General features: G+C 63.2%; 24 protein-coding genes. 5 read left to right on the top strand and 19 right to left on the bottom strand.

The features are described 5' to 3' along the window. Positions 1-14: 14 nt before the first annotated feature. The 9 genes from MF606_RS00290 to MF606_RS00250 form a co-directional block, all read right to left on the bottom strand. A complete protein-coding gene (locus tag MF606_RS00290; RefSeq protein WP_240231435.1) occupies positions 15-1,115 on the bottom strand; it encodes an FAD-dependent oxidoreductase in 1,101 nt (366 codons plus the stop codon). Between the two features lie 141 nt (positions 1,116-1,256). Beyond that, complete coding sequence (locus tag MF606_RS00285; RefSeq protein ID WP_240231434.1) at positions 1,257-3,512, bottom strand: ATP-binding cassette domain-containing protein; 2,256 nt, start codon at positions 3,510-3,512, stop codon at positions 1,257-1,259. Between the two features lie 232 nt (positions 3,513-3,744). Further along, a complete protein-coding gene (locus tag MF606_RS00280) occupies positions 3,745-4,176 on the bottom strand; it encodes an iron chaperone (RefSeq protein ID WP_240231433.1) in 432 nt (143 codons plus the stop codon). 36 nt (positions 4,177-4,212) lie between these two features. Beyond that, positions 4,213-4,638 (bottom strand): SRPBCC family protein, encoded by a 426-nt coding sequence (locus MF606_RS00275; RefSeq protein ID WP_420842230.1) that lies wholly within the window; start codon positions 4,636-4,638, stop codon positions 4,213-4,215. Beyond that, a complete protein-coding gene (locus MF606_RS00270) occupies positions 4,635-4,880 on the bottom strand; it encodes a hypothetical protein (RefSeq protein ID WP_240231431.1) in 246 nt (81 codons plus the stop codon). The genes MF606_RS00275 and MF606_RS00270 overlap by 4 nt, the downstream gene beginning before the upstream one ends. After that, complete coding sequence (locus tag MF606_RS00265) at positions 4,877-5,200, bottom strand: ArsR/SmtB family transcription factor (RefSeq protein WP_240231430.1); 324 nt, start codon at positions 5,198-5,200, stop codon at positions 4,877-4,879. The genes MF606_RS00270 and MF606_RS00265 overlap by 4 nt, the downstream gene beginning before the upstream one ends. An 86-nt stretch (positions 5,201-5,286) precedes the next feature. Then, positions 5,287-5,625 (bottom strand): VOC family protein, encoded by a 339-nt coding sequence (locus tag MF606_RS00260; RefSeq protein ID WP_240231429.1) that lies wholly within the window; start codon positions 5,623-5,625, stop codon positions 5,287-5,289. A gap of 10 nt (positions 5,626-5,635) precedes the next feature. Beyond that, positions 5,636-6,391, bottom strand: a complete 756-nt coding sequence (locus MF606_RS00255) for an ABC transporter permease (protein WP_240231428.1) — start codon at positions 6,389-6,391, stop codon at positions 5,636-5,638. 167 nt (positions 6,392-6,558) lie between these two features. Continuing rightward, positions 6,559-7,515: an ATP-binding cassette domain-containing protein gene (locus tag MF606_RS00250; RefSeq protein ID WP_240231427.1), complete on the bottom strand. Its 957-nt coding sequence runs from the start codon at positions 7,513-7,515 to the stop codon at positions 6,559-6,561. 176 nt (positions 7,516-7,691) lie between these two features. Between MF606_RS00250 and MF606_RS00245 the strand changes: the two genes are divergently transcribed. Continuing rightward, on the top strand, positions 7,692-8,459 hold the full coding sequence (locus tag MF606_RS00245) for a TetR/AcrR family transcriptional regulator (protein WP_240231426.1): 768 nt from the start codon (positions 7,692-7,694) through the stop codon (positions 8,457-8,459). Here the strand turns inward: MF606_RS00245 and MF606_RS00240 are convergent. The 7 genes from MF606_RS00240 to MF606_RS00210 form a co-directional block, all read right to left on the bottom strand. Next, positions 8,456-9,259: an alpha/beta fold hydrolase gene (locus MF606_RS00240; RefSeq protein ID WP_240231425.1), complete on the bottom strand. Its 804-nt coding sequence runs from the start codon at positions 9,257-9,259 to the stop codon at positions 8,456-8,458. The two genes, MF606_RS00245 and MF606_RS00240, sit on opposite strands and share 4 nt — an antisense overlap. Before the next feature lie 75 nt (positions 9,260-9,334). Next, positions 9,335-10,387: an ABC transporter ATP-binding protein gene (locus tag MF606_RS00235; protein WP_240231424.1), complete on the bottom strand. Its 1,053-nt coding sequence runs from the start codon at positions 10,385-10,387 to the stop codon at positions 9,335-9,337. 10 nt (positions 10,388-10,397) lie between these two features. After that, positions 10,398-11,483 (bottom strand): Gfo/Idh/MocA family protein, encoded by a 1,086-nt coding sequence (locus MF606_RS00230; protein ID WP_240231423.1) that lies wholly within the window; start codon positions 11,481-11,483, stop codon positions 10,398-10,400. Next, a complete protein-coding gene (locus MF606_RS00225; RefSeq protein ID WP_240231422.1) occupies positions 11,480-12,499 on the bottom strand; it encodes a Gfo/Idh/MocA family protein in 1,020 nt (339 codons plus the stop codon). Before MF606_RS00225 ends, MF606_RS00230 begins: the two co-directional genes overlap by 4 nt. Positions 12,500-12,518: 19 nt before the next feature. Then, the gene (locus MF606_RS00220) at positions 12,519-13,403 is read right to left on the bottom strand and encodes a carbohydrate ABC transporter permease (RefSeq protein ID WP_420842229.1); all 885 of its coding nucleotides are present in this window, start codon (positions 13,401-13,403) and stop codon (positions 12,519-12,521) included. Continuing rightward, positions 13,396-14,343, bottom strand: a complete 948-nt coding sequence (locus MF606_RS00215) for a carbohydrate ABC transporter permease (RefSeq protein ID WP_240231421.1) — start codon at positions 14,341-14,343, stop codon at positions 13,396-13,398. The genes MF606_RS00220 and MF606_RS00215 overlap by 8 nt, the downstream gene beginning before the upstream one ends. 3 nt (positions 14,344-14,346) lie before the next feature. Beyond that, on the bottom strand, positions 14,347-15,636 hold the full coding sequence (locus tag MF606_RS00210; RefSeq protein WP_240231420.1) for an ABC transporter substrate-binding protein: 1,290 nt from the start codon (positions 15,634-15,636) through the stop codon (positions 14,347-14,349). 407 nt (positions 15,637-16,043) lie between these two features. Between MF606_RS00210 and MF606_RS00205 the strand changes: the two genes are divergently transcribed. Beyond that, positions 16,044-16,964, top strand: coding sequence for a LysR family transcriptional regulator (locus MF606_RS00205; RefSeq protein ID WP_240231419.1), 921 nt, complete (start codon positions 16,044-16,046; stop codon positions 16,962-16,964). A 14-nt stretch (positions 16,965-16,978) separates the two neighbouring features. Here the strand turns inward: MF606_RS00205 and MF606_RS00200 are convergent, their stop codons facing one another. Further along, positions 16,979-17,641 carry a TetR/AcrR family transcriptional regulator gene (locus MF606_RS00200; RefSeq protein ID WP_240231418.1) on the bottom strand — a complete coding sequence of 221 codons (663 nt, stop codon included), beginning with the start codon at positions 17,639-17,641 and terminating at the stop codon, positions 16,979-16,981. Positions 17,642-17,851: 210 nt separating this feature from the next. Here MF606_RS00200 and MF606_RS00195 point away from each other — a divergent pair, with 210 nt between their 5' ends. From MF606_RS00195 to MF606_RS00185, 3 genes are all read left to right on the top strand, one after another. Next, a complete protein-coding gene (locus MF606_RS00195) occupies positions 17,852-19,003 on the top strand; it encodes a Gfo/Idh/MocA family protein (RefSeq protein ID WP_240231417.1) in 1,152 nt (383 codons plus the stop codon). Between the two features lie 159 nt (positions 19,004-19,162). After that, complete coding sequence (locus MF606_RS00190) at positions 19,163-20,335, top strand: dihydrodipicolinate synthase family protein (RefSeq protein ID WP_240231416.1); 1,173 nt, start codon at positions 19,163-19,165, stop codon at positions 20,333-20,335. Then, a complete protein-coding gene (locus MF606_RS00185; protein ID WP_240231415.1) occupies positions 20,332-21,156 on the top strand; it encodes a sugar phosphate isomerase/epimerase family protein in 825 nt (274 codons plus the stop codon). The genes MF606_RS00190 and MF606_RS00185 overlap by 4 nt, the downstream gene beginning before the upstream one ends. A 49-nt stretch (positions 21,157-21,205) precedes the next feature. On the opposite strand, the gene MF606_RS00180 is transcribed toward MF606_RS00185, so the two are convergent. Next, positions 21,206-21,595 (bottom strand): hypothetical protein, encoded by a 390-nt coding sequence (locus MF606_RS00180; RefSeq protein ID WP_240231414.1) that lies wholly within the window; start codon positions 21,593-21,595, stop codon positions 21,206-21,208. 110 nt (positions 21,596-21,705) lie between these two features. Next, positions 21,706-22,899 carry a class I SAM-dependent RNA methyltransferase gene (locus MF606_RS00175; protein ID WP_240231413.1) on the bottom strand — a complete coding sequence of 398 codons (1,194 nt, stop codon included), beginning with the start codon at positions 22,897-22,899 and terminating at the stop codon, positions 21,706-21,708. Between the last annotated feature and the right edge of the window lie 68 nt (positions 22,900-22,967).

Genomic DNA, 22,967 nt, shown 5'->3' with positions numbered 1-22,967 from the left:
CCGCAATCGCGGCATCACTCAGCGGTCGAGGGCGCCGAGGCGAGGTACGTCGTCAATTCGCGCGCGGCGGCCGCGCCGGCGCGGTTGGCGCCGATGGTGGATGCCGAGGGGCCATAGCCGACCAGATGGATGCGCGGATCGCGCGCCACCTGCGTGGCCAGGCGCCCGGTCATGGTGATGCCGCCCGATTCCTCGCGCAATTGCAGCGGCGCCAGGTGATCGAGGGCGCTGCGGAAACCGGTGCACCACAGGATGACGTCGACATCGAGCGTCTTTCCGTCAGCCCAGCGCACACCCGATGGAGTGATCTCGGTGAACATATCCTGCCGCTCGAGCACGCCGCGCTCGCGCATGGCAAGGATGGCCGGGCTCAGCGGCAGGCCGGTGACCGATACGACCGAGCTGGGCGGCAGGCCGCGGCGCACCCGATCCTCCACCAAAGCCACGGCGGCTCGGCCGGCCTCCTGGTCGAAAGGACCCTCGCGAAAGCGCGGCGGGGTGCGGGTGACCCAGGTGGTGCGAGTAACGCGGGATATCTCATCGAGAAGCTGGATCGCCGAAATGCCGCCGCCGACCACCAGCACATGCTGGCCGGCAAAGGCATAGGCGGTGGTGTAATCGCGAGTGTGAAGCTGGCGGCCGCCAAAGCTGGCTGCGCCGGGATAGTCCGGAATGTAGGGCCGCTCCCAGGTACCGGTGGCGTTGATCAGGCCTCGTGCCGAGAACAGGCCGCGATCGCTTTCGATACGCAGGCGCTCGCCCCGGTCGCAGACAACGCTGACCGTGGTGGGGCGCAGCACGTCGAGCTCGAAATGGCTTTCATAGGCAGCGAAATAATGCGGCACCGCCACCGAGGCACGCACGCTGTCGTCGCCGCCGGCGCTATCGGCAAAGCTCATGCCCGGCAGGTCGTGCACACGATTGACGGTGGAGAGCGTCAGCGACGGCCAGCGGTACTGCCAGGCCCCACCAGGCTGCGGCGCGCGGTCGAGCACCAGGAAATCGCGCCCGGGCGCGAGTCCAAGTTGCTTGAGATGATAGGCTGACGAAAGCCCGGCCTGTCCGGCGCCGATGACGATGATGTCGAGCTTGAGGGCGATGTTGGGGGTAGTCATCGCCGAAATGTAGGATCAGGACGCAACAGCAGCAACACCCACAGGACGTCACCCTCGGGCTTGACCCGAGGGCTCCATACTTCAACCGGCACTCCGCAAGTGAAGGGCCCTCGGGTCAAGCCCGAGGGTGACGATCGAGTTTTACCGCGCTGCGAGGTGCTGGCCCGTCACCGAGTTCTTTGCCTTGGCCAGATCCGCCGGCACGCCCTCGAACTGGATGGAACCGCCGTCCTGCCCGGCGCCCGGGCCGAGGTCGATCACCCAGTCCGCGCGCGAGATCACATCCAGATTGTGCTCGATGACGATCACACTCGAGCCGGCATCAACCAGCCGGTCGAACAGGCCGATCAGCGTATCGACGTCGTTCATATGGAGGCCGGTGGTGGGCTCGTCGAGCACATAGATATTGCCCTTCTTGCCCAGTTCGGCGGCGAGCTTCAGCCGCTGGCGTTCGCCGCCCGAGAGGGTCGAAAGCGGCTGGCCGAGGGTGAGGTAGCCCAGGCCGACATCGTCGAGGCCCTTCAGTATCTTGGCAATAGCCGGTTCGGTGAAGAAGCCGACGGCGTCGGAAATGCTCATCTCGTAGACATCGCTGATCGACTTGCGACGCAGGTGATGGTCCAGCACCTCCGGCAGGAAGCGCTTGCCCTCGCAGGTCTCGCAGGTGGTGATCATCGGATCGAGGTGGGCCAGATCGGTATAGATCACGCCCAGCCCGTTGCAGTCAGGGCAGGCGCCCTTGGAATTAGCCGAGAACAGCGAGGCTTCCACGTCATTGGCCTTGGCGAACGCCTTGCGGACGTTGTCGAGGATGCCGGTATAGGTGGCGGTATTGGAGCGGCGCGAGCCCCGCGCGAGGTTCTGGTCGATGATGATGGTGTCGGGATAGGCCAGCGGCAGGCAGCCCTGGATGAGGCTCGACTTGCCCGAGCCGGCCACGCCACAGACCGCCGTTAGCACGCCACGCGGAATGGCGACCGAGACATCCCTCAGATTGTTGATGCGGGCATGGTCGATCTTTAGTGGATCGCCATTGGCCTTACGCACCTTGTCCTTGATCGGCTGGTGCTTCTTCATGTGGTTGCCGGTGAGCGTGCCCGAGGTGAGCAGACCGGTATAATCGCCCTCATAGACCACCTCACCGCCCTTGGAGCCGGCGCGCGGCCCCATGTCGACGACATGGTCGGCAATGGCGATCATGTCGGGCTTGTGCTCGACGATGAGCACGGTGTTGCCCTTGTCGCGGAGCTGGGTCATCAGCCCGGCGAGACGGCCGACATCATGGGGGTGGAGGCCCACGGAGGGTTCGTCGAACACGTAGGTGATATCGGTTAGGGACGAGCCGAGATGGCGCACCATCTTGACGCGCTGGCTTTCGCCACCCGATAGGGTCGAGCTTTCGCGATCGAGGCTGAGATAGCCCAGGCCAATGGTGACGAGGTTTTCGAGCCGCAGCGCCAGCGCTTCGAGCATGGGGCCGACCTGCGGCGCTTCGATCTTGCGCACAAGAGTGGCCAGATCGCTGACCTGCATGGCCGAGAGCTCGGCAATGTTGTGACCCTCGATCTTGCTGCCCAGCGCCTGCTGGTTGAGGCGGGCGCCATGACAGGCCGGGCAGGTCTTGCGGGTGAAGATTTTCTCGTATTCGAGCCGCATATGCGGCTGCAGACTTTCGGGGTCCTTGCTGCCCAGGCCAGACTTGAGCTTGGAGACGACGCCCTCATAGGTGAGGCCGATCTTGCCGACCTTGATCTTGCGGCCGTCATTGAGGTGGAAGAGGTTTTGGCGCTCCTCTTCGGTATACTTGCTGATCGGCTTGTCCATGTCGAACAGGCCGGAATTCTTGAAGATTTCCCACCACCATGTTTCGACGGCAAAATCCTTGGGCAGCAGCGCACCCTGGTTGAGCGACTTGGACTCGTCGACGACGGCGTCCATGTCCATGGCCGCGACCTGGCCAATGCCTTCGCAATCGGGGCACATGCCGCGCGGGTCGTTGTAGGAATAGAGCGAGGGCGGCCCCAGCTTGGGCTCGGCCAGCCGCGAAAACAGCACGCGCAGCATCTGGGCGGCATCGGTCACCGTCGCCACGGTCGAGCGCGAATTGCCGCCCAGCCGCTGCTGGTCGACGATGATGGCGGCCGAGATATTCTCGAGCTGGTCGGCGTCGGGCTGGCCGTAGCGCGGCATGAATTGCTGGACGAAAGCCGGGTAGGTCTCGTTGATCAGCCGCTGGCTTTCGGCGGCAATAGTGCCGAAGACCAGCGACGACTTGCCCGAGCCGGAGACGCCGGTGAAGACCGTGATCTTGCGCTTGGGGATGTCGAGGGAAACATTCTTGAGATTGTTCTCGCGGGCGCCGCGAATGGTGATCGAACCATAGAGGGATTGGGTCATCAAATCGTCCTGTGAGGCAAGAGAGACGTCGGGGCGGGCGGTGGAACAGGGGGAGGCGTCTGACGCAGACCCAGGGGCCGAACGCCGACACCTCCACCCTAACCCTCCTCGCAAGAGGGAGGGAATGGCTCCTCGCATGCATGGGTTGGAGCCTTTGAAACCATCATAACCATGCTGCTGACACGACGCGTCAGCAGCATGGTTTTCGACAGCAGCAGTGAATTTTTCGGCGCTAGCCGACGGCTTTCCTGAGCAGTGCCGCGATCTTCTTCTCGTCGGCTTCGGTCAGCCTGGTGACCGCGAAGGCCGTCGGCCACATGGTGCCGTCGTCGAGCAGCGCGGCCTCGTTGAAGCCGAAGCTGGCATAGCGGGTATCGAACTTGCCCGCAGCGGTGAAGAAGCAGACGACCTTGCCGGCGCCATTGCTCCAGGCCGGCATGCCATACCAGGTCTTGGGCGCCAGATCGGGAGCATTCTCCTTGACCAGGGCGTGCAGGCGTTCGGCGATGGCGCGATCGCTATCGTTCATCTCGGCGACCTTGGCCAAAAGGTCGGCTTCGCCATCGCCCTTCTTGCTCTTCTTGCGCTCGACCTTAGCGTCCTGCATCGCCTCCATTTCGGCGTCCGAAAAGACCTTCTTGCCCGATTTGCTCGTGCCGGCCATGGCTGTTCTCCTTGAATATTGGTTGGTGGGCAGGCGTCAGTCGATCGTCGCGATGAACCTGTCGAGCGCGGCGAGATATTGCGTCCAGGCTGCCCGCGACCCCTTGAAGGCAAGGTCCTGATCGGGGCCGAAACCGGTTTGCTCCATGCGGATGATGGTTCCCGTCGGGGTCGGCTCCAGCGTGAAGGTGACGGTACTGTCGAGCCCGAAGGCACGCCAGGAATAGGACAGCGTCCGGTGCGGCTCGATAGCGAGGACTTCCGCTTCGATCACCACGCTGACATCGGGCCGGGGCTGGTTGCGCAGCGTGAACTTCTGCCCCTTGACCAGCTGGAAATCGGTCTGCATCAGCCATTCCTCGATCAGGTGCGGCTGCGTCAGCGCCCGCCAGATCTTTTCGGGCGGATGGGGCACCTGGCGCTCGACGATGACGGTGCGGATTGCCGGTTTCACCGTGCTCACCGGACGCGCGCCCCGCTGCGCCAGCGGCTGAGATAGGGCAAAGCGAACATGTAGACGCCGGTCAGGAACAGCAAAGCCAGCGGCAGCAGCGGCAGGTAGGAGACCCAGACCAGCGGCTCGGGCTGGGCCAGGGCAACGAAAGTCGCGGCCACGCTGAGGGTGAAGGCCACGGCGATCCAGCGATGCGACTGCCGGACCCAGCGGCTCAAGGGCGACGGGTTCGGGTGGGTGATGTCACTCATTGATCCATTCTCCTCAACAGGTCTTCCAAAGCATCGAGCCGGCCCTCCCAGTAGGAGGCCATTTCGCTCGTCCAATCGACCAAGGGGGCCAAGGCGCCGGGCAACGCCGCATAATGGGTCTGCCGGCCTTCGTGACGATCGCGCACCAGGCCAGCCTCTTTCAGCACACCCAGGTGACGGGAGACGACCGGCTGGGACACGCCCGAGCCTGATGTCAGTGCGCCCACGGTCTTTTCGCCTTCCCGGCAGAGCCGCTCGAACAGAGCGCGGCGGGTCGGATCGGCAAGGGTGCGAAAGATTTGGTCGGGAGCGATCGACATTCCGGCAATCCATGCCTCGTTGGCTATAGGTTATTCATAGCTGCAGAGGTATGAATGCGTCAAGAGCCTCGCAAAACTACCCTCGCTCAGGCGAGGATTTCGACCGTCACGTCGCCGGGCGCCGTTACATAGAACGTATAGGCATGCTGCTCGCTCGGCGCCTCCACCTCGAAGCCGTCAGCGACGAGACGGGCATGGATGGCATCGACAGCCGCCGCATCCGCCTGGATGAAGCCGATGTGGAAATTGACAGGATAGCTGGCGTCCTTGCCCTTCATCAGGGCAAGGACAATGCCGTTCTCGTCGGTGAGGAACACCATATTGCGGCCGCGCCGCCCCATCTCGGTCATGCCCAGATAGGTGGTGAGGAAGCTGGCGGCGGCCTCCGCGTCGGCCACGGTCAGGTTGACGTGGTTGAGCGCCACAGCCGCCTCCTCACAACGACGCCTTGCGAATCTGGCTGACGCCCACGGCGAGGCCGATACCCGCTACGAGCACCGCGACCAGCACGCCATAGAGCACCGGCATAGTGGCGATCTCACCCACGAACAGGGCCCGTTCGGCTTCGACCAGATAGGTCAGCGGGTTGAAGCGGCTCAGCACATAGAGCCAGGTCGGGGCATTGGTCATTGGCAGCAGCACGCCGCCCAGCAGCATCATGGGCAGGGCGATCGAGTGGCTGACCATGTAGAACAGCGAACCATCATGCTTACTGGCAATCGCCAGCGCGTAGGAGAGCGAGGCGACGCCCACACCGAACAGCATCAGCAGCGCCAGCCCGAGCAGCATGTGCAGCGGATGCAGCACCAGCCCGAACGGCGTGGCGACGACGATGAGGATCAGCGCCTGCACCAGCAGCGGCGCCAATTCCTTGAGCGCCCGCCCGACCATGATGGCGGGGCGGCTCATCGGGGTGGCGAGGAAGCGCTCGAAGCTGCCGCTCATCAGCTCCTCGGTCAGCGCCCAGCCGCAGGAAACGGTGGTGAACAGCACCAGCATGGTGACCATGCCGGGCACGAACCATTGTAGCGGGCTGGCGCCATCGGGTCCGGGCACGGCGCCGAGCAGCGGCACGAACAGCGCCAGATAGAGCAGCGGCTGCACCAGCCCGAAGACAATGTAATACCAGCTGCGCAGCGTCGGGCCGATCTCGCGGCGGAAGGAGATGGTGGTGTCTGAGATGAAGGACATTCTTGATCCTCAATATGCGCTGAAGCGCAATTCGCCCGCAAAAACCTCAATCGCCTCCCGCGGACTTGATCCGCGGGTCCCTCCTCGCACGGCACAAGCGGCGAAGGACCCCCGGATCAAGTCCGGGGGAAGCGTTGGTGGGTGGGAGAGTTGGGGGAAGGGCATGACTAAGCCGCCGCCTCACGCAGGCTCCGCCCGGTCAGCCCCAAGAACACGTCATCCAGCGTCGGCCGCACCACGCGTGCGCTGATCGCTTCAATGCCGGACTGATGCAGGCGGCGGACAAATTCGGGCAGCACCGCCTCGCCATCCCGCAGCGTCACGGCCACATCGCGCCCCGTCACCCGCGTCTCGCGTGCGTCAGGCAGGTTTTGTGCGATCTCGGCAGCGCTGGTGGACTGGTCTTCGCTGAGCACGCTGACATGGATGGTGTCGCCCGCCAGGTCGGCCTTGAGGCGAGCCGGCGTGTCGTCGGCAATGAGGGCGCCATTATCCATCACCATCACTCGCTCGGCCATGGTGTCGGCCTCGTCGAGATAGTGCGTGGTGAGGAAGATAGTCATGCCGTTGGCGTTGCGGATGCGGGTGATATGTTCCCACAGATTGGCACGCGAATGCGGATCGAGGCCGGTGGACGGCTCATCGAGAAACAGGATAGGCGGCGTATGCATCAGCCCCAAAGCCACATCGAGCCGCCGCTTCTGGCCACCGGAGAGCGAGGCGCAATCACGATCGGCAAGGCCCTCCAACTCGAGCAGGCCCAGAAGTTCGTCGGCGCGCTTCTTTGCAGCCGAGGTGCTCATGCGCTGCGCCTTGCCCTGCGTCACCAGCTCGTCGCGCACGCGGTGATACGGCCCCGAGCCGGTGCCCTGCCCGACATAGCCGATCTTGCGGCGCACATTGGCGGCATCCGACGCGACGTCGTGCCCACCGACATTGGCGCTGCCCGAGGTCAGCGGCAGCAGCGTGGTCAGCATGCGCACCGACGTCGACTTGCCGGCGCCATTGGGGCCTAGAAAGGCCACAAGCTCACCCTCGGCAACATCGAGGCTCAGCCCGCGCACCGCTTCCACTGGCCCGGCCTTGGTCTTGAAGGTGCGCGTGAGGTCTCTGGCATGGATCATCTGAAGTCCCCTTTGATCTGCGGGCACACTGATCCTGCCCTGCTGACAAGACGCGTCAGCAAGCCGGTTTGTGACAGTGGGCTCGACTTTTTCGCACGCAGCTTCTATAACTCCGTGCGCTGTACGGTGTTTAACACAATCTTGTACGGTGTAAAGAGTTATTTTCGGAGGGCCCCGTGGCCGAAGACATTGCCGGTCGCGGAGACCCGATCAAAACCCTGCAACTGATGTGGGGGAAGGCCGAGGCGCCCAAGCGCGGACCCAAGGCCAAGGTCAGTGTAGCCGATCTCGTGGCTGCGGCCGTGAGCATAGCCGATGCCGAAGGCATCGAGGCCGTGTCGACCAGGCGGGTTGCCGAGGCGGTCGGCATTTCGGCGATGAGTTTTTACACCCATATCCCCGACAAATCGGTGTTGCTCGACCTGATGCTGGATGCTGTTTCGGGCGGCGGCGACTACGCCATGCCGGTCTTCGATCCGGCGCAGTGGCGGGCCAATGTGACCTTCGTCGCCAAGAGCTTCCGGCAATACTATATCGACCATCCCTGGGTGCTGCAGGTATCCACGCACCGGCCGGTGCTGGGGCCAAACACGCTCAAATCCTACGAAATCTTCCTCAGCGCGCTCGACGGATTGGGGCTGGACGAGATCGAGATGGATATGAACGTGACGATGATCGCCAACTACGTTTTCGGCGCGGCGCGCGACGTGGCGCGGTCCCGCATGGTCAAGGAGCTGACCGGGATGAGCGACGACGAATGGTGGTACGCCATCGCCCCGTTCCTCCAAACGCTCGACTTTTCAGCCTATCCGGTGGCCAACCGCGTTGGCCCCATCGTCGGCGAACTCTATGGCCTGGGCGATCCGAACCGGGCCTTCGACTTTGGCCTCGAACGCATCCTCGATGGACTGGCCGTCATGATCGACCGCAAGGCCGCCGGCTAGGTCAGGCCGCCGAAGAATTCCGCCAACACCGGCCCAACGACCTTGTAGTCGTATTCGTGGCTCTGCCCGGCCAGCGTCCGCCGCGTCGCGTTCGGCAGACCTGCGGCGACCCAGTCGGCGCCGTGCCGCATGAAGGGATAGCTCTCGGACCCGTCGAGGATCAGCACCGGAATTGTTGCATCGCGCCAGCGCGCCGGGTGACGATCGCCATCGGTGGCTTCGGCCATGACGCGATAGTCGTGCTCGATGGTGAGGCCGATAGCGGCATAGGCGGGCCAGGCCGGGCTTTGCCGGAAGCCCTCCACCGCTTCGGGCGGCATGCCGACGCCGCTCATGAACGCCACCATCATGCCGTCGCCGTCGCCCTGCTCAGCCAGCGCGACCATTTCAGCATGCTCCCGCCACGCCGTGGCTGACGACTGTTCCGGGTCAATCGGTGGCTCGTACATGACGACGCCGCTGACCTTGCCAGCCAAGGCCACGCCGGCTTCGAGAGCCAGCACAGCGCCGGAGGACATGCCAAACAGTCCCGCCCTGCCCCCGGCAAGGTCGATGAGCGACGCGATGTCCTCGATTTCGCGCGCCACCGCATAGGGCGCCGTATCGCCCGATTCCCCGCGCCCGCGCCGGTCATAATTGATGACGGTGAAGCGCGCGCTCAGCAGCTCCGCCAGCGCCGGTGTGACCGTGGTGTCGACGTCGCGATATTGCGTGGCGCCGGCGACCAGAATGATGGCGGGGCCCGCTCCCTTGCGATCGTAGCCGATAATGGTGCCGTCCCTGGATGTGACCGTGGGCATGGCTTCCTTCTCGCTTTCTCTCCTGCATGAAGACGATTGCGGCGAGGGGAAACCGACACCTCAGGAGGCGTGACGCTAGATCGCGCTTCCTTCGGCATTGAACAGGTGGACCCGCGCCGGATCGATATGGGCGGCGACGGTCGAGCCCAGCGCCACGGGACGCTGGCCTTCGAGCACGATATTGAGCGGCTGGTTGTCCGGCGTCGTGGCATAGACCACGGTCTGGCCGCCGAGATTTTCGACCAGATCCACCCGCACGTCGGCCAGCTTGACACCCGAACCGTCGGCGATGGTGATATGTTCGGGGCGCACGCCGAGCGTCTTCACGCCCTCGGCCGGGCGCTTGAGGTCAACCAGGTTGCCGGCGGTCCGCACGGCACCAGCTTCGGCGGCAGCGGCGAGGAAGTTCATCTTCGGGCTGCCGATAAAGCCGGCGACAAACAGGTTTTTGGGATTGTTATAGAGCTCGAGCGGCGCGCCGGCCTGCTCGATGACGCCTGATCGCAGCACCACGATCTTGTCGGCCATGGTCATGGCCTCCACCTGATCGTGGGTCACATAGATCATGGTGTTACCCAGATCGTTGTGCAGCTTGGCGATCTCAACGCGCATTTGCACGCGCAGTTCGGCGTCAAGGTTGGAGAGCGGTTCGTCGAAGAGGAAAATCTTGGGCTCGCGCACGATGGCGCGGCCGATGGCAACGCGCTGGCGTTGGCCGCCCGAGAGCTGCTTTGGCTTGCGACGCAGCAGCGGCTCGATCTTGAGAATTTCGGCCGCCTTTGCTACCCGCACCGCGATCTCGGCCTTGGGCATCTTGGCAGTTTCGAGCCCGAAGGCCAGGTTCTGGTAGACGTCCATATGCGGATAGAGCGCGTAGCTCTGGAACACCATGGCGATGCCGCGGCGGGCGGCCGGCACATCGTTCATGCGCTGCCCGTCGATCAAGAGGTCTCCCCCGCTGATCGGCTCAAGCCCGGCAATCATCCGCAACAGGGTGGACTTGCCGCAGCCCGAGGGGCCGACAAACACCGTGAACTCGCCCGGATCGATATTGAGATCGATGCCGTGGATGACTTCGATATCGCCATAGGCTTTGACGATCTGGCGCAGCTCGATGTTGGTCGACATGGCAGTCTCCTCAGGCAGCGCGGAACTGGGCGGGAACCCAGCTCTGGTAGCAGGGATGTTGAGTCGCGATCGGCAGCACCACATCCTCGTGGGTCGTCGAGGAATGATAGAAGGCGGTGACGATTTCGAGTGCCCGGCGCGAGTCGGCTGACGTTACCGGCATTGGCCTTGTGCCCATCAACGCGTCATGGAAGCGGGCCATCTGCGTTTCAAACCGCGATGGCACATGCTGCCAGTTCCTGAGCAGGGCGTCGATCTTTTCGGCGGTCTCGGCATTGCGCGGCTGGATGGTCCAGGGCTTGCCGCCGGGATTATAGGCGGCATGGTCGCTTTCGAAGGTCACGTTCTCGAAGGCCAGCCGGATGCGGGTCATGTCATCGGACGAGCCCAGCGTGGCGGTGAAGCTGCCCAGCGCGCCATTGGCCAGTTCGAGGCTGGCGGTGACGCAGTCTTCCACCTCGATCGGATTGACGCGGGTGGCGACGCGACCGAAGAGGCGCCGTACGTCGCCCATCAGATAGGTGAAGAGGTCGTGCTGGTGGATGGCGTGGGTCATCAGCACGCCGCCGAGTTCGGTGGCCCACTTGCCGCGCCAGGGCACGGCGTAATAGTCCGGTCCACGCCGCCACATGGTTTCCACCGTGCCGACGAAGGGCTTGCCGGCAATGCCGGCATCGATGATGGCCTTGGCCTGCTCGATGCCGTCGCCGAAGCGATACTGGAACACCGGCATAAGCTTGCCCTTACTGACCTTTTCCTGCGCCATCACCTCGTCGACCTGGCTGAGCGAGCCGACCAGCGGCTTCTCGCAGATCACATGCTTTCCCGCCTTGAGCGCGGCCATCACCATGGGGTGGTGCAGCATGGGCGGGGTACAGATATCGATGATGTCGATATCGTCCATGGCCAAGACGTCATCGAAATCGGTGACGCGGCGCTCGACGCCGAATTCATCGGCAATGGGCGTCATGCGCTCGACATTGAGGTCGCAGAGGGCGAGCACCTTGAACTTGTCGGCATTGGGCACATAGCCCTCGACGATATGGCTGCGGCCGATGCCGACACCGATGACCGCGACGTTGAAGATCTTACTCATTGCGCCCACTCCGTGCCCCGTTCGGCCAATTGCTGCGCCGTCAGCGCCAGTTTCATTGCATTGAAGCACCGCTCCTGCGGCATCGCCGTCTGGGTGCGGTTGCGAACATCGTCCAGGAATTGGCGGCCGAAGGGCAGATCGACACCGGAACAGTCGATATGGCGCGGACCTTCCTTGTTGACGATGAAGAGGTGATTTTCGCCGGGCCGGCCGGCAATGTCGATATATTTGCGCAGCTCGATATAGCCCTCGGTGCCCAGGATGGTCAGCCGCCCGTCGCCCCAGGTGGGCAGGCCGTCGGGGGTGAACCAGTCGACGCGGATATAGCCCGAGGTATTGGCCGACTTGAGATGCACGTCGCCGACATCCTGCAGGCCCGGCTTGTCGGGATGAGCCCTGTTGGCGACGCTGGCGGAGACTACTTCGGCATCCATGGCGTCGGAGAAGAACAGGAATTGTTCGAACTGATGGCTGGCAATGTCGCAGAGAATGCCGCCATAGCGCTGGCGGTTGTAAAACCACTCGGGCCGCTGGTTGAGGCGGATAGCATGCGGGCCGAGGCCCACGGTGTTGATCACCTTGCCGATGGCGCCTTGCGCGATCAGATTGCCGGCTTCGACTGTAGCGCGCACCTCGAAATGCTCGGAATAGAGCACGCCATAGATGCGGCCAGTCTCCTTTTGCACCCGCTTGATCTCGTCGAGCTGGGCAAAGGTGGTCATGCCAGGCTTGTCGGAGAGAACGTCCTTGCCATGCTGCATCGCCGCGATCGAGATCGCCGCCCGATCAGCCGGAATGGCGGCCGTGGTGATGATGGCGATGGAGGCGTCCTCAAGGATTTCCTTGGGGTCGGCAACGCGCCTGGCCTCCGGGAACTTCTCGCCGAAGGTCTTGGCAAGGTCGTCTTCCACGGCGTGGAAGGCGACGAAGCGGGCGCCGGCGCGCTTGAGGCACTCTACCTGGCCGTAGATATGGGCGTGGTTGATGCCGATGGCAGCAAAGTTGATGTCAGTCATTGCATTGCGTTTCTTGGGTCTAGCGTTTCATGCCGGTGGTCGCGATGCCCTCGATGAGCAGCCGCTGGAAGAAGAGGAAGAACAGGAAGATCGGCACGAGGCTGAGCACACTCATGGCAAAGAGCCCGCCATAGTCACTTTCGCCCGTGCTGTCGGTGAAGGTGCGCAGGCCCAGCATCACGGTGTATGACTTCATTTCGCTGAGGTAGATCAGCGGTCCGAAGAAGTCGTCCCAGGTCCAGATGAAGGTGAAGATGGCGGCGGTCGCCAGCACCGGCATGGAGAGCGGGATGATGATGCGCCAATAGATGCGCCAGGGCGAGCAGCCGTCCATCTGGGCCGCCTCGTCCAGCTCCTTGGGCAGGCCGCGGAAGAACTGCACCATGAGGAAGATGAAGAAGCCATCGGCGGCGAGGAATTTCGGCACAACCAGGGGCAGGAAGGTGTTGACCCAGCCGAGCTGGCGGAACAGCACATATTGCGGGATCAGCGTCACCTGATAGGGCAGCATGAGCGTCAGCAGCATCATGGCGAACCAGAAGTTCTTGAACTTGAAGTTCAGCCGGGCAAAGGCATAGGCCGCCATCGAGCAGGCCAGCACATTGCCGACCACCGACAGACCCGAAATGATGAAGCTGTTGAGATAGAAGGTGCCGAAGCTGGTGCGCAGCCCATTCCAGCCGCGGATATAGGCATCGAGGCTCCAGGCGCTCGGCCAGATGCTGGCCGAGGTGAAGATCTCGTTTTCCGGGCGGAACGACGCCGCCAGCAGCCACAGCAGCGGATACAGCATCAGCACCGAGGCGGCGAGCAGGGCCACGTGGATCAGGATGGAGGTCAGCCGCTTGCGGCCGGGCCGTTCGGCGCCGGTGACCACGGTGAGCTTGGCGGGAACATCACTCATCGTAGTGCACCCAGTATTTGCTGGTCAGGAACGAGAAGGCGGTGAAGATGCCGACCAGGGCCAGCAGCACCCAGGCCAGCGCCGAGGCGTAACCCATGCGGAAGAAGCCGAAGGCCTCCTGGTAGAGGTAGAGCGTGTAGAACAGCGTCGAATTGATCGGATTGCCGGTGCCGCCCGAGATGATGAAGGCGGGCGTGAAGCTCTTGAATGCTTCGATGGTCTGGATGATGGCGTTGAAGAACACGACCGGGGTCAGCAGCGGCAGCGTGATCTTGACGAATTGCCGCCACTTGCTGGCGCCGTCGAGACTGGCCGCCTCATACATGTCCTGCGGAATCTGGCGCAGGCCGGCGAGGAAAATGATCATCGGCGAACCGAACTGCCAGATGCTGAGGATAATTAGCGTCCACAGCGAGGTCTTGGGGTTGGAAATCCAGCTTGGTCCGGCAATGCCGAACACCGACAGGAACTGGTTGACCAGGCCGTCGCCGGCGAAAATCTGGCGCCATAGGATAGCAATGGCCACCGATGCGCCGAGCAGGCTCGGTAGATAGAACAGAGCCCGGTACATAGGCAGGCCCCTGATGCCGCGATTGAGCAGCATGGCCACGGCCAGCGCAAAGGCGAGCTTGAGGGGGACCGAGAAGATGACGAAGAACATGGTCACGCGCATCGATGCCCAGAACTTGGGATCGTTGGTGAACATGCGGATGTAATTGTTGGCGCCGACCCAGTCGGGCGTGGTCAACAGATCGAAATCAGTGAAGCTCAGATAGAGCGAGGTCACCATCGGCCCGATGGTCAGGCCGAGAAAGCCGACCAGCCAGGGCAAGAGGAACAGGTAGCCGGGAGCATCGTTCTGCCAGATCCTCGACCAGAGCGACGGAGAGGCCGCGCGCTCCCTTGCGGGAGCGCCCGATTCAAGGGAGCGCGCGGTCATAGCTTATGCCCGGCTGAGGATGTCGTTGGCGCCGCTGATCAGCTCGGGACCAGCCTGCTCGGGCGTCTTGGCGCCGAAGCCGACTTCCTGGCCCAAAGTACGGATCAGCGAAGCGTCGATTTCACCGGCAGAGGCCGGCGGAGGCGGCGGCAGCTCGCCGAGCAGATCGCCCAGATTGGCCACGAAGTTCAGAGCGATCTGGCTCTGCTCGTCGAGAGTCGGGGCGACGATGTCGCGGGTGGCCGGAATGCAGGGAATGCCGCGTTCCACGCCAAGCGCCTTGGCCGCTTCCGCATCGGAGATGAAGAAGTTGAGGAAGTCTGCGGCGGCCTCCTTATTGGCGGACGAGCCGGCAATCGAGAAGAACATCGAAGGCTTGCGGTAGTGACCGCCACCGACGCCGGCAGCGATACGCGGATAGCCGATCATGCCGAGCTTGTCGGGCACGAGGGCCTGGAAGCCGACGAGTTGGTTGGAGTTGGACGGCATTATGGCCGCCTTGCCCAGCACCAGCATGGTGGTTTCCACCGCGCCGGTATCGATCGCCTGGTCTTCGGCGGAAACGCAGACGCCGGCGTCGCGCAGCTTGTTCCACATCGTGTACCATTCGATGGCATCGGTTTCATCGAACCCGAGCTTGCCATCGGCGGTGTAGAGGGCCTTGCCGCGCTGGCGCAGCCAGTTATCCAGCATGGGCTCCGAATAGGAGCCGTCGGCAATCGCCTTCATGCCGCCACGGACATTGGCGGTGTTGAACGCCTCGCCGATGGTCATCAGGTCATCATAGGTCCAGGCATTGGTCGGCATGTCGATTCCGACTTCCTCGAAGGCCACCGAATTGACCAGCGCAGCCACCGAATTGGCGCCCAGCGAGATGCCGTAGAGTTTGTCACCGACCTTGCCGCCCGCGAGCTGATCTTCGTCGAAGGTCGACAGATCGAGCACGCCGCCGACGAATCCATCCAGCGGCGCAATGGCGTTGCGGTTGGCGTATTCGACGATGTAGCGGTAATCCATCTGGATAATGTCGGGGGCGTTGCCGCCGGCGGTCTGGGTCGCCAGCTTGGGCCAGTAATCGTTCCAGGCGAGGAATTCGCCTTCGACGTCGGTGCCTTTGGCGGCCTTGTAAAGATCGGTCACCGCATAGGTGCGGTCGGCACGGGCCTGACCACCCCAGAAGGTGAGGCGCAGGTTCGAGGCCTGGGCCCAGGCTGGCATGACGCCGGCGGCGCCGGCCGCGACGAGGGCAGAGCTACCCATCAGGAATTTGCGTCTATCGAAACGAACAGTCATTCGGTTTCCTCCCAAAATTGTCGTGTCCGCTGGCGCGGTACAAAGGCGACACGGCAGCCTCCCCGCTACCAAATCACCAACCAGTTACATGCCTGCGCGGCCAGAATGCGATATCAGGCGCGCTTTTTTCGGATTTCTCCCAGCGCAAGCTGCGCAAATAACTAGTCAGTTACGGCATAGCATACCAGTTTGGGACGAGGCAACCGACTTGTATGGAAGATGGGAAACGATCACATCGCCGCTTCCCGCGCCTGGATACGCTAGGCCTTCCGCTGGTGTTTCAGTTTGTTTCCTCGGCCGCCGCTGCTCGGCGTTTGCCTTGTTGAGGGAGAGACTGACGCAGTCTGTACCAAAAGAAAAATACGAAATATCGTATCCAATATAGATAAACTCTATGGGACGGTGCGATGGACAAGCTGCTCAATCAATTTCTCGCCGTGGCTGATGCTGGCACGATCAGCGGCGCCGCCACCGCGCTTTTCGTCACCCAGCCGACGCTGACCTTCAACATGCGCAAGCTCGAAGAGACCATGGGCGTGCCCCTGCTGCTACGCTCCTCGCGCGGCGTCGAGCTGACCGAATATGGCGAAACCCTCTACCAGAATGCCCGCTTGATGCGCCGGCTTTACGACAACACGCTCAGTGCCATTGCCCATCAGCGCGGCCGCACCGAGCAGGGCCTGCGCATCGGCTCGGGCTATTCGTGGTGGACCCTGTTCATCCGCGACATGGCGATCGATTACTCCGCCCGTTACCCCAATGCCCGCATCCATGTGAGCCTGGGCAATCAATTGCGCTGCATGGATCAATTGCTGAGCGGCGACATTTCGCTCTTCGTCGCCCATGAGATCGAGGGGCTCAACCGCAGCACGGGCGCGAAGTTCATTCCACTCTCCCGTGTCGGCCAGGGTTATTTCTGCCGGGTCGGCCACCCGCTGCTTGGCCGCCCGCGCGGCATGGCCGAGATCGAGGCCTATCCCGCGGTGAGCGGTTCGCTACCCGAAACCCGGCACCAGCGCTTCTTCGAGACCTGGAACCGCACCACGACCGGCAGCGCTCCGTTCGACCAGGGCAAGTACATCTTTGCCTCCAATTCGCTGACGGCCTGCCTGGATTATGTCGAGCGCAGCGATGCCGTGCTGGGGCATACCGACGTGATGGCTGACGAGTTCATCCGGCGCGGGCTGGTGCGCATTGAGCTCAATGAGCCGACGCCGCTCAGCAGGATCGGCATTTATGTGCTGACCGAACGCGCCGAGGAAGCCCGGGTGGCCGAACTGCTGGACGCTCTCCGCACCGCAGCCAGGGCGGTGCTGCCGCCATTGTGACAGCGCCAAAGGCCTCAGGCCGGCTTGGTCCGTAGGTAGTCGAGCACCATCTGCACCGCCTGCGACTCGCGCTCCTGCACCATGTCGATGCCGCTGAGATCGCGGGCAAAGATGACCGACAGCGTCGCCATGTTGGAGACGTAGAAAAAGCCCAAGGCGGCGATGGAAATATAGAGCTGCACCGGATCGACATCGCGGCGGAAAATGCCGGCATCGGCGCCGCGATTGACGATGGTGGTGATCTGCCCGACCAGTGGCGAGTGGATGGCCTGGATATCAGGCAGGGTTTTTAGAAACCGGGCATTCTCGATGTTCTCCGTACCCAGGAGGCGCGGAAACCAGGGATTGGCGAGGAAGTGCCGGAAGGTGAAGCGCACCAGCCGGTCCATGGCGTCCACCGGGCCGAACTGATCGAGGCTCAGCGCCCGCTCGCCGCGCCTGATCTCCTGGTAGGCGTCGAGCAATACAGCGCGATAAAGGTCTTCCTTATTGCCGAAATAGTGGTAGAGCAGCCGCTTGTTGGCGCCGGCCAGCGCGGCGATGGCATCCACCCGCGCGCCCTCGAAGCCACGCTCGGCAAACTCGGCCCGTCCGGCGACCAGAATCGCCGCCTTGGTCTTGGCCGAATTGCGCGCCCGCTTTTGCGGCGCCTCTTTTTCCGCGACTCGCTGGTCCATATTTCCCCACATGCGAACGGGCCGGTTACCCCGCGCGTCCTCACCATCAGATACCAGCGCCGGCCAGCGGGGTAAATAGCGACCCGGTTTTTGGGCCTCTCCGCCTACAGTGATCATACAAGCTTGCATGCCGCTTGACGACATGGCCCGTCGCCGTGTAGCTAAGTAACTAAACAGTTACACCGCTGGATGCGGTATGGAGGATGGCGAATGGCAGAGAAGCGGCTCGGATTGATCATGCACGGCGTCACCGGACGCATGGGCTATAACCAGCACCTGGTGCGCTCCATCCTCGCCATCCGCGATCAGGGCGGTGTTGTGCTGTCCAATGGCGACCGGCTGGTGGTGGACCCGATCATTGTCGGCCGCGACGCCGACAAGATCGAGCGGCTGGCCAAGAAGCACGACATCAAGCGCTGGAGCAGCGATCTCGATGCCGTCCTCGCCAACCCGGATGACACTGTCTTCTTCGACGCCGGCACGACGCTGATGCGCGCCAGCCTGATCGAAAAGGCCCTGGCATCAGGCAAGCATGTCTATTGCGAAAAGCCGACCTCCGATTCCCTCGACATCGCCGTCAACCTTGCCAAGACCGCCCGCGCCTCGGGCCTCAAGCATGGCGTGGTGCAGGACAAGCTGTTTCTGCCCGGCCTGATGAAGCTCAAGATGCTGCGCGACAGCGGTTTCTTCGGCGACATTCTCTCGGTGCGCGGCGAGTTCGGTTATTGGGTGTTCGAGGGCGACTGGCAGCCGGCGCAGCGTCCGAGCTGGAACTATCGCAAGGCCGATGGCGGCGGCATCATCCTCGATATGCTGTGCCACTGGCGCTATGTGCTCGATAACCTGTTCGGCGAAGTGCAGGCCGTATCGTGCCTCGGCGCTACCCATATTCCTGAGCGCGTCGACGAGAAGGGCAATCGCTACAAGGCCGATACCGATGACGCGGCCTACGCCACCTTCGAGCTTGAAGGCGGCGTAATCGCCCAGATCAATTCGAGCTGGACCACCCGCGTCCGTCGCGACGACCTCGTGACGTTCCATGTCGATGGCACCAAAGGCTCAGCCGTGGCGGGCCTGCACAAATGCTGGACGCAGCATCGCGTCAACACGCCCAAGCCAGTGTGGAACCCCGACCAGCCGCAGACCATGAACTTCTTCAACGACTGGGAAGAAGTCCCGGATAACTGGCCGGCCCAGAACGGCTTCAAGGCACAGTGGGAAATGTTCCTCAAGCACGTCGCCGAAGACGCACACTGGGAATACGGCCTTGAAGCCGGCGCCAAGGGCGTGCAGCTCGCCGAACTCGGCCTCAAGAGCTGGGCCGAACGCCGCTGGCTCGACGTGCCGAAGCTGGAGTTTTGATCCGCGGGGCGAAGGCCCCCTCACCCGGCCCGTTGGGCCGACCTCTCCCCCAGAGGGAGAGGTGTCGCAAGACCAGCCACAGTGCCCTCTTCACCCTCTCCCTTTGGGGGAGAGGTCGGCGCGCAGCGCCGGGTGAGGGGGCCTTCCGGAGCCCCGCATATGACCACAATCAACCTGCCCAACCCAGACCGCTCCATCGCGCCCTATACGCTGACCGGCGAGCCCATTCCCTTCGTCCGCCACAAGGCCACGGATTTCTCCCGCATCGCCTACGCTGCCGCTCACGTCGTCGCCGACCCCTTGGCCAATAACGACCCCTGGCTCACCCCTGCCATCGACTGGGACACCACCCTCAAATTCCGCCACCGCCTGTGGGACCTCGGCCTCGGCGTTGCCGAAGCCATGGATACCGCGCAGCGCGGCATGGGTCTTACCTGGACGGAAGCGCAGGAGCTGATCCGCCGCGCCCAGGCCGAGGCCCGCACCCGTGACGATGCGCTCATCGCCTATGGCGCCGGTACCGACCATCTGGCCCCCGGCCCCGATGTTACGATCGACCAGATCATCGCCGCCTATGAAGAGCAGGTCGGCTTTGTCGAAGCCCAGGGTGGCCGCGTCATCCTGATGGCCTCGCGCGCCCTCGCCGCCGCCGCCAGGTCACCCGACGACTACGCCCGCGTCTATGGCCGCATCCTCAGCCAGGTGAAGCAGCCGGTGGTGATGCACTGGCTGGGCGAGATGTTCGATCCCGCCCTCCAGGGCTATTGGGGCAATATTGACCACGACAAGGCCATGGATGTCTGCCTCGACGTCATCGCGGCCAATGCGAACAATGTCGATGGCATCAAGATTTCGCTGCTCTCGGCCGAGAAGGAAATTGCCATGCGCCGGCGCCTCCCGGCCTCGGTCAAGATGTATACCGGCGACGACTTCAACTATGCCGAACTCATCGCCGGTGACGATCAAGGCTATTCGCATGCCCTGCTGGGCATTTTCGACGCCATCGCCCCTGCCGCCTCGGCCGGTCTGGCGGCCCTCGGCAAGGGCAACAATAACGAGTTCTTCGACCTGCTCGAACCCACCGTACCGCTCAGCCGCCACATCTTCGCGGCGCCAACGCGGTTCTACAAAACCGGCGTGGTGTTCCTGGCCTATCTCAATGGCCTCCAGGACCATTTCCAGATGATCGGCGGACAGCAATCGACCCGCTCGGTGCAGCACCTCAGCGAGCTGTTCCGGCTGGCCGACAAGGCGCGGGTGCTGGCCGATCCGGAATTGGCGGTAAAACGCATGCAGGCGGTGCTCAACGTTAACAGTGTGCTAACGCAATGACCCAACGCGCTATCTCGCTGAACCTGGCCACCACCCGCCAGGTCTGGGGCTTTGCCGAGGCGGTCGATGGCTGCCTCAAGGCGGGAATCACCGCCATTTCCCCCTGGCGTGACCAGATCGCCGCCATTGGTCTGGCCGAAGCCGCCCGCATCGTCCGCGACAACAAACTGCAAGTCAGCGGCGTCTGCCGCGGCGGCATGTTCCCAGCCGAAACCGCCGCCGGCCGCCAGACACAGATCGACGATAACCTCCGCGCCATCGACGAAGCGGCAGCACTCAATGCCGACTGCCTGGTGCTGGTGGTCGGCGGATTACCGGGCAGTTCCAAGGATTTGCCGGGCGCCCGTCAGATGGTCATCGACGGCATCGCCGCCATGCTGCCGCATGCCAAGGCCAGCGGCGTCAAGATCGCCATCGAGCCCCTGCATCCCATGTACGCCGCCGACCGGGCCTGTGTGAACACCATCGATCAGGCGCTCGATATCTGCGAGACGCTGGGCGAAACCGTCGGCGTCGCCATCGACGTCTACCATGTCTGGTGGGACCCTTATCTCGCCCAAGCCATCGCCCGGGCTGGTCGGATGAAGCGCATCTTCGCCCATCACATCTGCGATTGGCTGGTGCCGACCAAGGATATGCTGCTTGATCGCGGCATGATGGGCGATGGTGTCATCGACCTCAAAGCCATCCGCAAGATGATCGAGGACGCGGGATTTTTCGGCCCGCAGGAAGTGGAAATATTCAGCCAGGACAATTGGTGGAAGCGCCCCGGCGATGAGGTGCTCGCGGTGATCAAGGAGCGCGTCGCAACCGTCTGCTGACAAAGAAAAACCCCGGTCCTGCCGGGGTTTTTGCATTCCGTGCTATCGATTACGAGACGCGCTTGTAGGTCAGCGTCTGGCAGAGGATTGCCGCGCGGCAGCCCTGGATGTCGATTGTGTCAGGGCTGGTCATGGTCACAGTTGCCTCAGCGCTGATGCCACCGGCAGTCAGCGCACCCTTCCACTGATTGGGGGCAACCTGCTCGGCCTGCATCACCTGCTTACCGACAAAGGCCAGGTTCTCCTCAGTGGCCGACTGGCCTTCGAGATTGGTCAGCACGCCGCACAGCGCCGTTCCGTCACCGCAGAGCGAAAACTGGAAGGATGTGCCGTAGCTATCGACAAACGTGCCGTCGGGCGTGCCCGTGGCTGCAAATACTGGAAACGCGGTGGCTGCACAGAGCACACCGATAGCCAAAGTCGTCTTGAGAATGCGCATGGGATCTCTCCACGCGACCACACCCGCCCCAGGTCGTCGCTAGTTTATGTTGATTGACGTAGGCCAACGCGACCATCCCAGTATGGTTGCGTTGAAATGCCAATCGTGAACTAGCGCGTAAATGTGGCAGCAATTTCGACATGGATCGAATAGACGAACTGGTCGACCGCCACGAGGTTGCTCATGGCATAGCCGCCGGCCACCAGGATTGCCGCGTCGCGGGCAAAGGTGCGGGCGTCGCAGGCGATCATCACCACGGTCCGGACCTTCGACTTGGCCAGTTCGCGCACCTGCGCCTCGGCGCCGGCCCGCGGTGGATCGAGTACCACGGCCTCATAATTGAGCTCGAACTGCGTCAGCGGATCGCGGAACAGGTCGCGCGCCTTGGCGGTTATTTCGCGCAGGCCCTTGGTGAAGCGCCGGGCCTTGTCGAGGGCGGCGATGCCTGGCTTGTCGCTGTCGAAAGCCGCCACCGGGCGGGTTTCCGCCAACCTTAGTGCGAAGGGGCCTACGCCGCAGAACAAGTCGGCGACGGTCTTGGCCTTCCCCACGGCGTTAATCACGTAGTCTGACAGCACCTGCTCGGCCGCCGCCGTCGCCTGCAGAAAGCTGCTGATGGGCGGCTCGACGCGGGCCTTTCCCATTTCCACCACCGGTGGCTGCGCCTGCAGCACCATTTCACCATTGAGCGCCAGCCGCGCCAGCTTGAACCGGGCGACCAGCGGGGCGACGCGATCGGCTCGCGCCTGCTTCTTCTCGGTGCGGATGGCGACATCGAGTCCGGACAGCGTCGCGGTGAAACTCACATCGGCCTCGCCCACCGACTGCATCACGGCGCGGGCAATATCGGGGGCCTTGGCCAGGCCCGGCACCAGGATGGGGCAGGCATCGAGGTCATGCACCTGATGGCTGCGAAGCCGCATATAGCCAGCGCCTTCCCGGCGCGCATGCAGCGTCGCCCGGCGGCGACCATCGTCCGCCGCATCGACAAAACGGGTGACCTGCTGGTCGATGCCGGCAAAGCGCAGCGGCGTTTCGACCAGCGATATCTTCAACGCCTCGTAGCTGGGCCGGTCCATGTGCTGGAGCTGGCAACCACCGCAGGCGCCGAAATGCGGGCAGAACGGCTCGACGCGATTGGCGGCTGGCGTGACGACACCCAGCAGCGTCCCCCGATCGCCATCCACCTCGATCTCGACCGTTTCCCCGGGCAGGGCCAGTGGCACGAAGACCTTCCTGTCCTCAATCTCGGCAACGCCTTCGCCCTTATGGCCGAGGCTGGTTATGGTCGTGGTTGTGGTCATGGACGTCCGGGGGCTTGCTGGGCGTTCAGTAACGGGTTTGCGCCGAAAGGTCACCCCATCACCGTTTC

Source organism: Devosia lacusdianchii (assembly GCF_022429625.1).
Classification (GTDB): domain Bacteria; phylum Pseudomonadota; class Alphaproteobacteria; order Rhizobiales; family Devosiaceae; genus Devosia; species Devosia lacusdianchii.
The sequence above is the reverse complement of the archived record's forward strand: the minus strand, read 5'-3'. Positions and strand labels throughout refer to the sequence as shown.

Excerpts from the sequence above, each read along its gene's own strand:
- MF606_RS00240 (WP_240231425.1), bottom strand. The coding sequence starts at position 9,259 with ATGCCCACGGTCACATCCAGGGACGGCACCATTATCGGCTACGATCGC.
- MF606_RS00280 (WP_240231433.1), bottom strand. The coding sequence starts at position 4,176 with ATGGCCGGCACGAGCAAATCGGGCAAGAAGGTCTTTTCGGACGCCGAA.
- MF606_RS00235 (WP_240231424.1), bottom strand. The coding sequence starts at position 10,387 with ATGTCGACCAACATCGAGCTGCGCCAGATCGTCAAAGCCTATGGCGAT.
- MF606_RS00285 (WP_240231434.1), bottom strand. The coding sequence starts at position 3,512 with ATGACCCAATCCCTCTATGGTTCGATCACCATTCGCGGCGCCCGCGAG.
- MF606_RS00175 (WP_240231413.1), bottom strand. The coding sequence starts at position 22,899 with ATGACCACAACCACGACCATAACCAGCCTCGGCCATAAGGGCGAAGGC.
- MF606_RS00185 (WP_240231415.1), top strand. The coding sequence starts at position 20,332 with ATGACCCAACGCGCTATCTCGCTGAACCTGGCCACCACCCGCCAGGTC.
- MF606_RS00255 (WP_240231428.1), bottom strand. The coding sequence starts at position 6,391 with ATGTCCTTCATCTCAGACACCACCATCTCCTTCCGCCGCGAGATCGGC.
- MF606_RS00230 (WP_240231423.1), bottom strand. The coding sequence starts at position 11,483 with ATGAGTAAGATCTTCAACGTCGCGGTCATCGGTGTCGGCATCGGCCGC.
- MF606_RS00205 (WP_240231419.1), top strand. The coding sequence starts at position 16,044 with ATGGACAAGCTGCTCAATCAATTTCTCGCCGTGGCTGATGCTGGCACG.
- MF606_RS00270 (WP_240231431.1), bottom strand. The coding sequence starts at position 4,880 with ATGAGTGACATCACCCACCCGAACCCGTCGCCCTTGAGCCGCTGGGTC.
- MF606_RS00200 (WP_240231418.1), bottom strand. The coding sequence starts at position 17,641 with ATGGACCAGCGAGTCGCGGAAAAAGAGGCGCCGCAAAAGCGGGCGCGC.
- MF606_RS00250 (WP_240231427.1), bottom strand. The coding sequence starts at position 7,515 with ATGATCCATGCCAGAGACCTCACGCGCACCTTCAAGACCAAGGCCGGG.
- MF606_RS00225 (WP_240231422.1), bottom strand. The coding sequence starts at position 12,499 with ATGACTGACATCAACTTTGCTGCCATCGGCATCAACCACGCCCATATC.
- MF606_RS00265 (WP_240231430.1), bottom strand. The coding sequence starts at position 5,200 with ATGTCGATCGCTCCCGACCAAATCTTTCGCACCCTTGCCGATCCGACC.
- MF606_RS00190 (WP_240231416.1), top strand. The coding sequence starts at position 19,163 with ATGACCACAATCAACCTGCCCAACCCAGACCGCTCCATCGCGCCCTAT.
- MF606_RS00180 (WP_240231414.1), bottom strand. The coding sequence starts at position 21,595 with ATGCGCATTCTCAAGACGACTTTGGCTATCGGTGTGCTCTGTGCAGCC.
- MF606_RS00195 (WP_240231417.1), top strand. The coding sequence starts at position 17,852 with ATGGCAGAGAAGCGGCTCGGATTGATCATGCACGGCGTCACCGGACGC.
- MF606_RS00220 (WP_420842229.1), bottom strand. The coding sequence starts at position 13,403 with ATGAGTGATGTTCCCGCCAAGCTCACCGTGGTCACCGGCGCCGAACGG.
- MF606_RS00290 (WP_240231435.1), bottom strand. The coding sequence starts at position 1,115 with ATGACTACCCCCAACATCGCCCTCAAGCTCGACATCATCGTCATCGGC.
- MF606_RS00210 (WP_240231420.1), bottom strand. The coding sequence starts at position 15,636 with ATGACTGTTCGTTTCGATAGACGCAAATTCCTGATGGGTAGCTCTGCC.
- MF606_RS00215 (WP_240231421.1), bottom strand. The coding sequence starts at position 14,343 with ATGACCGCGCGCTCCCTTGAATCGGGCGCTCCCGCAAGGGAGCGCGCG.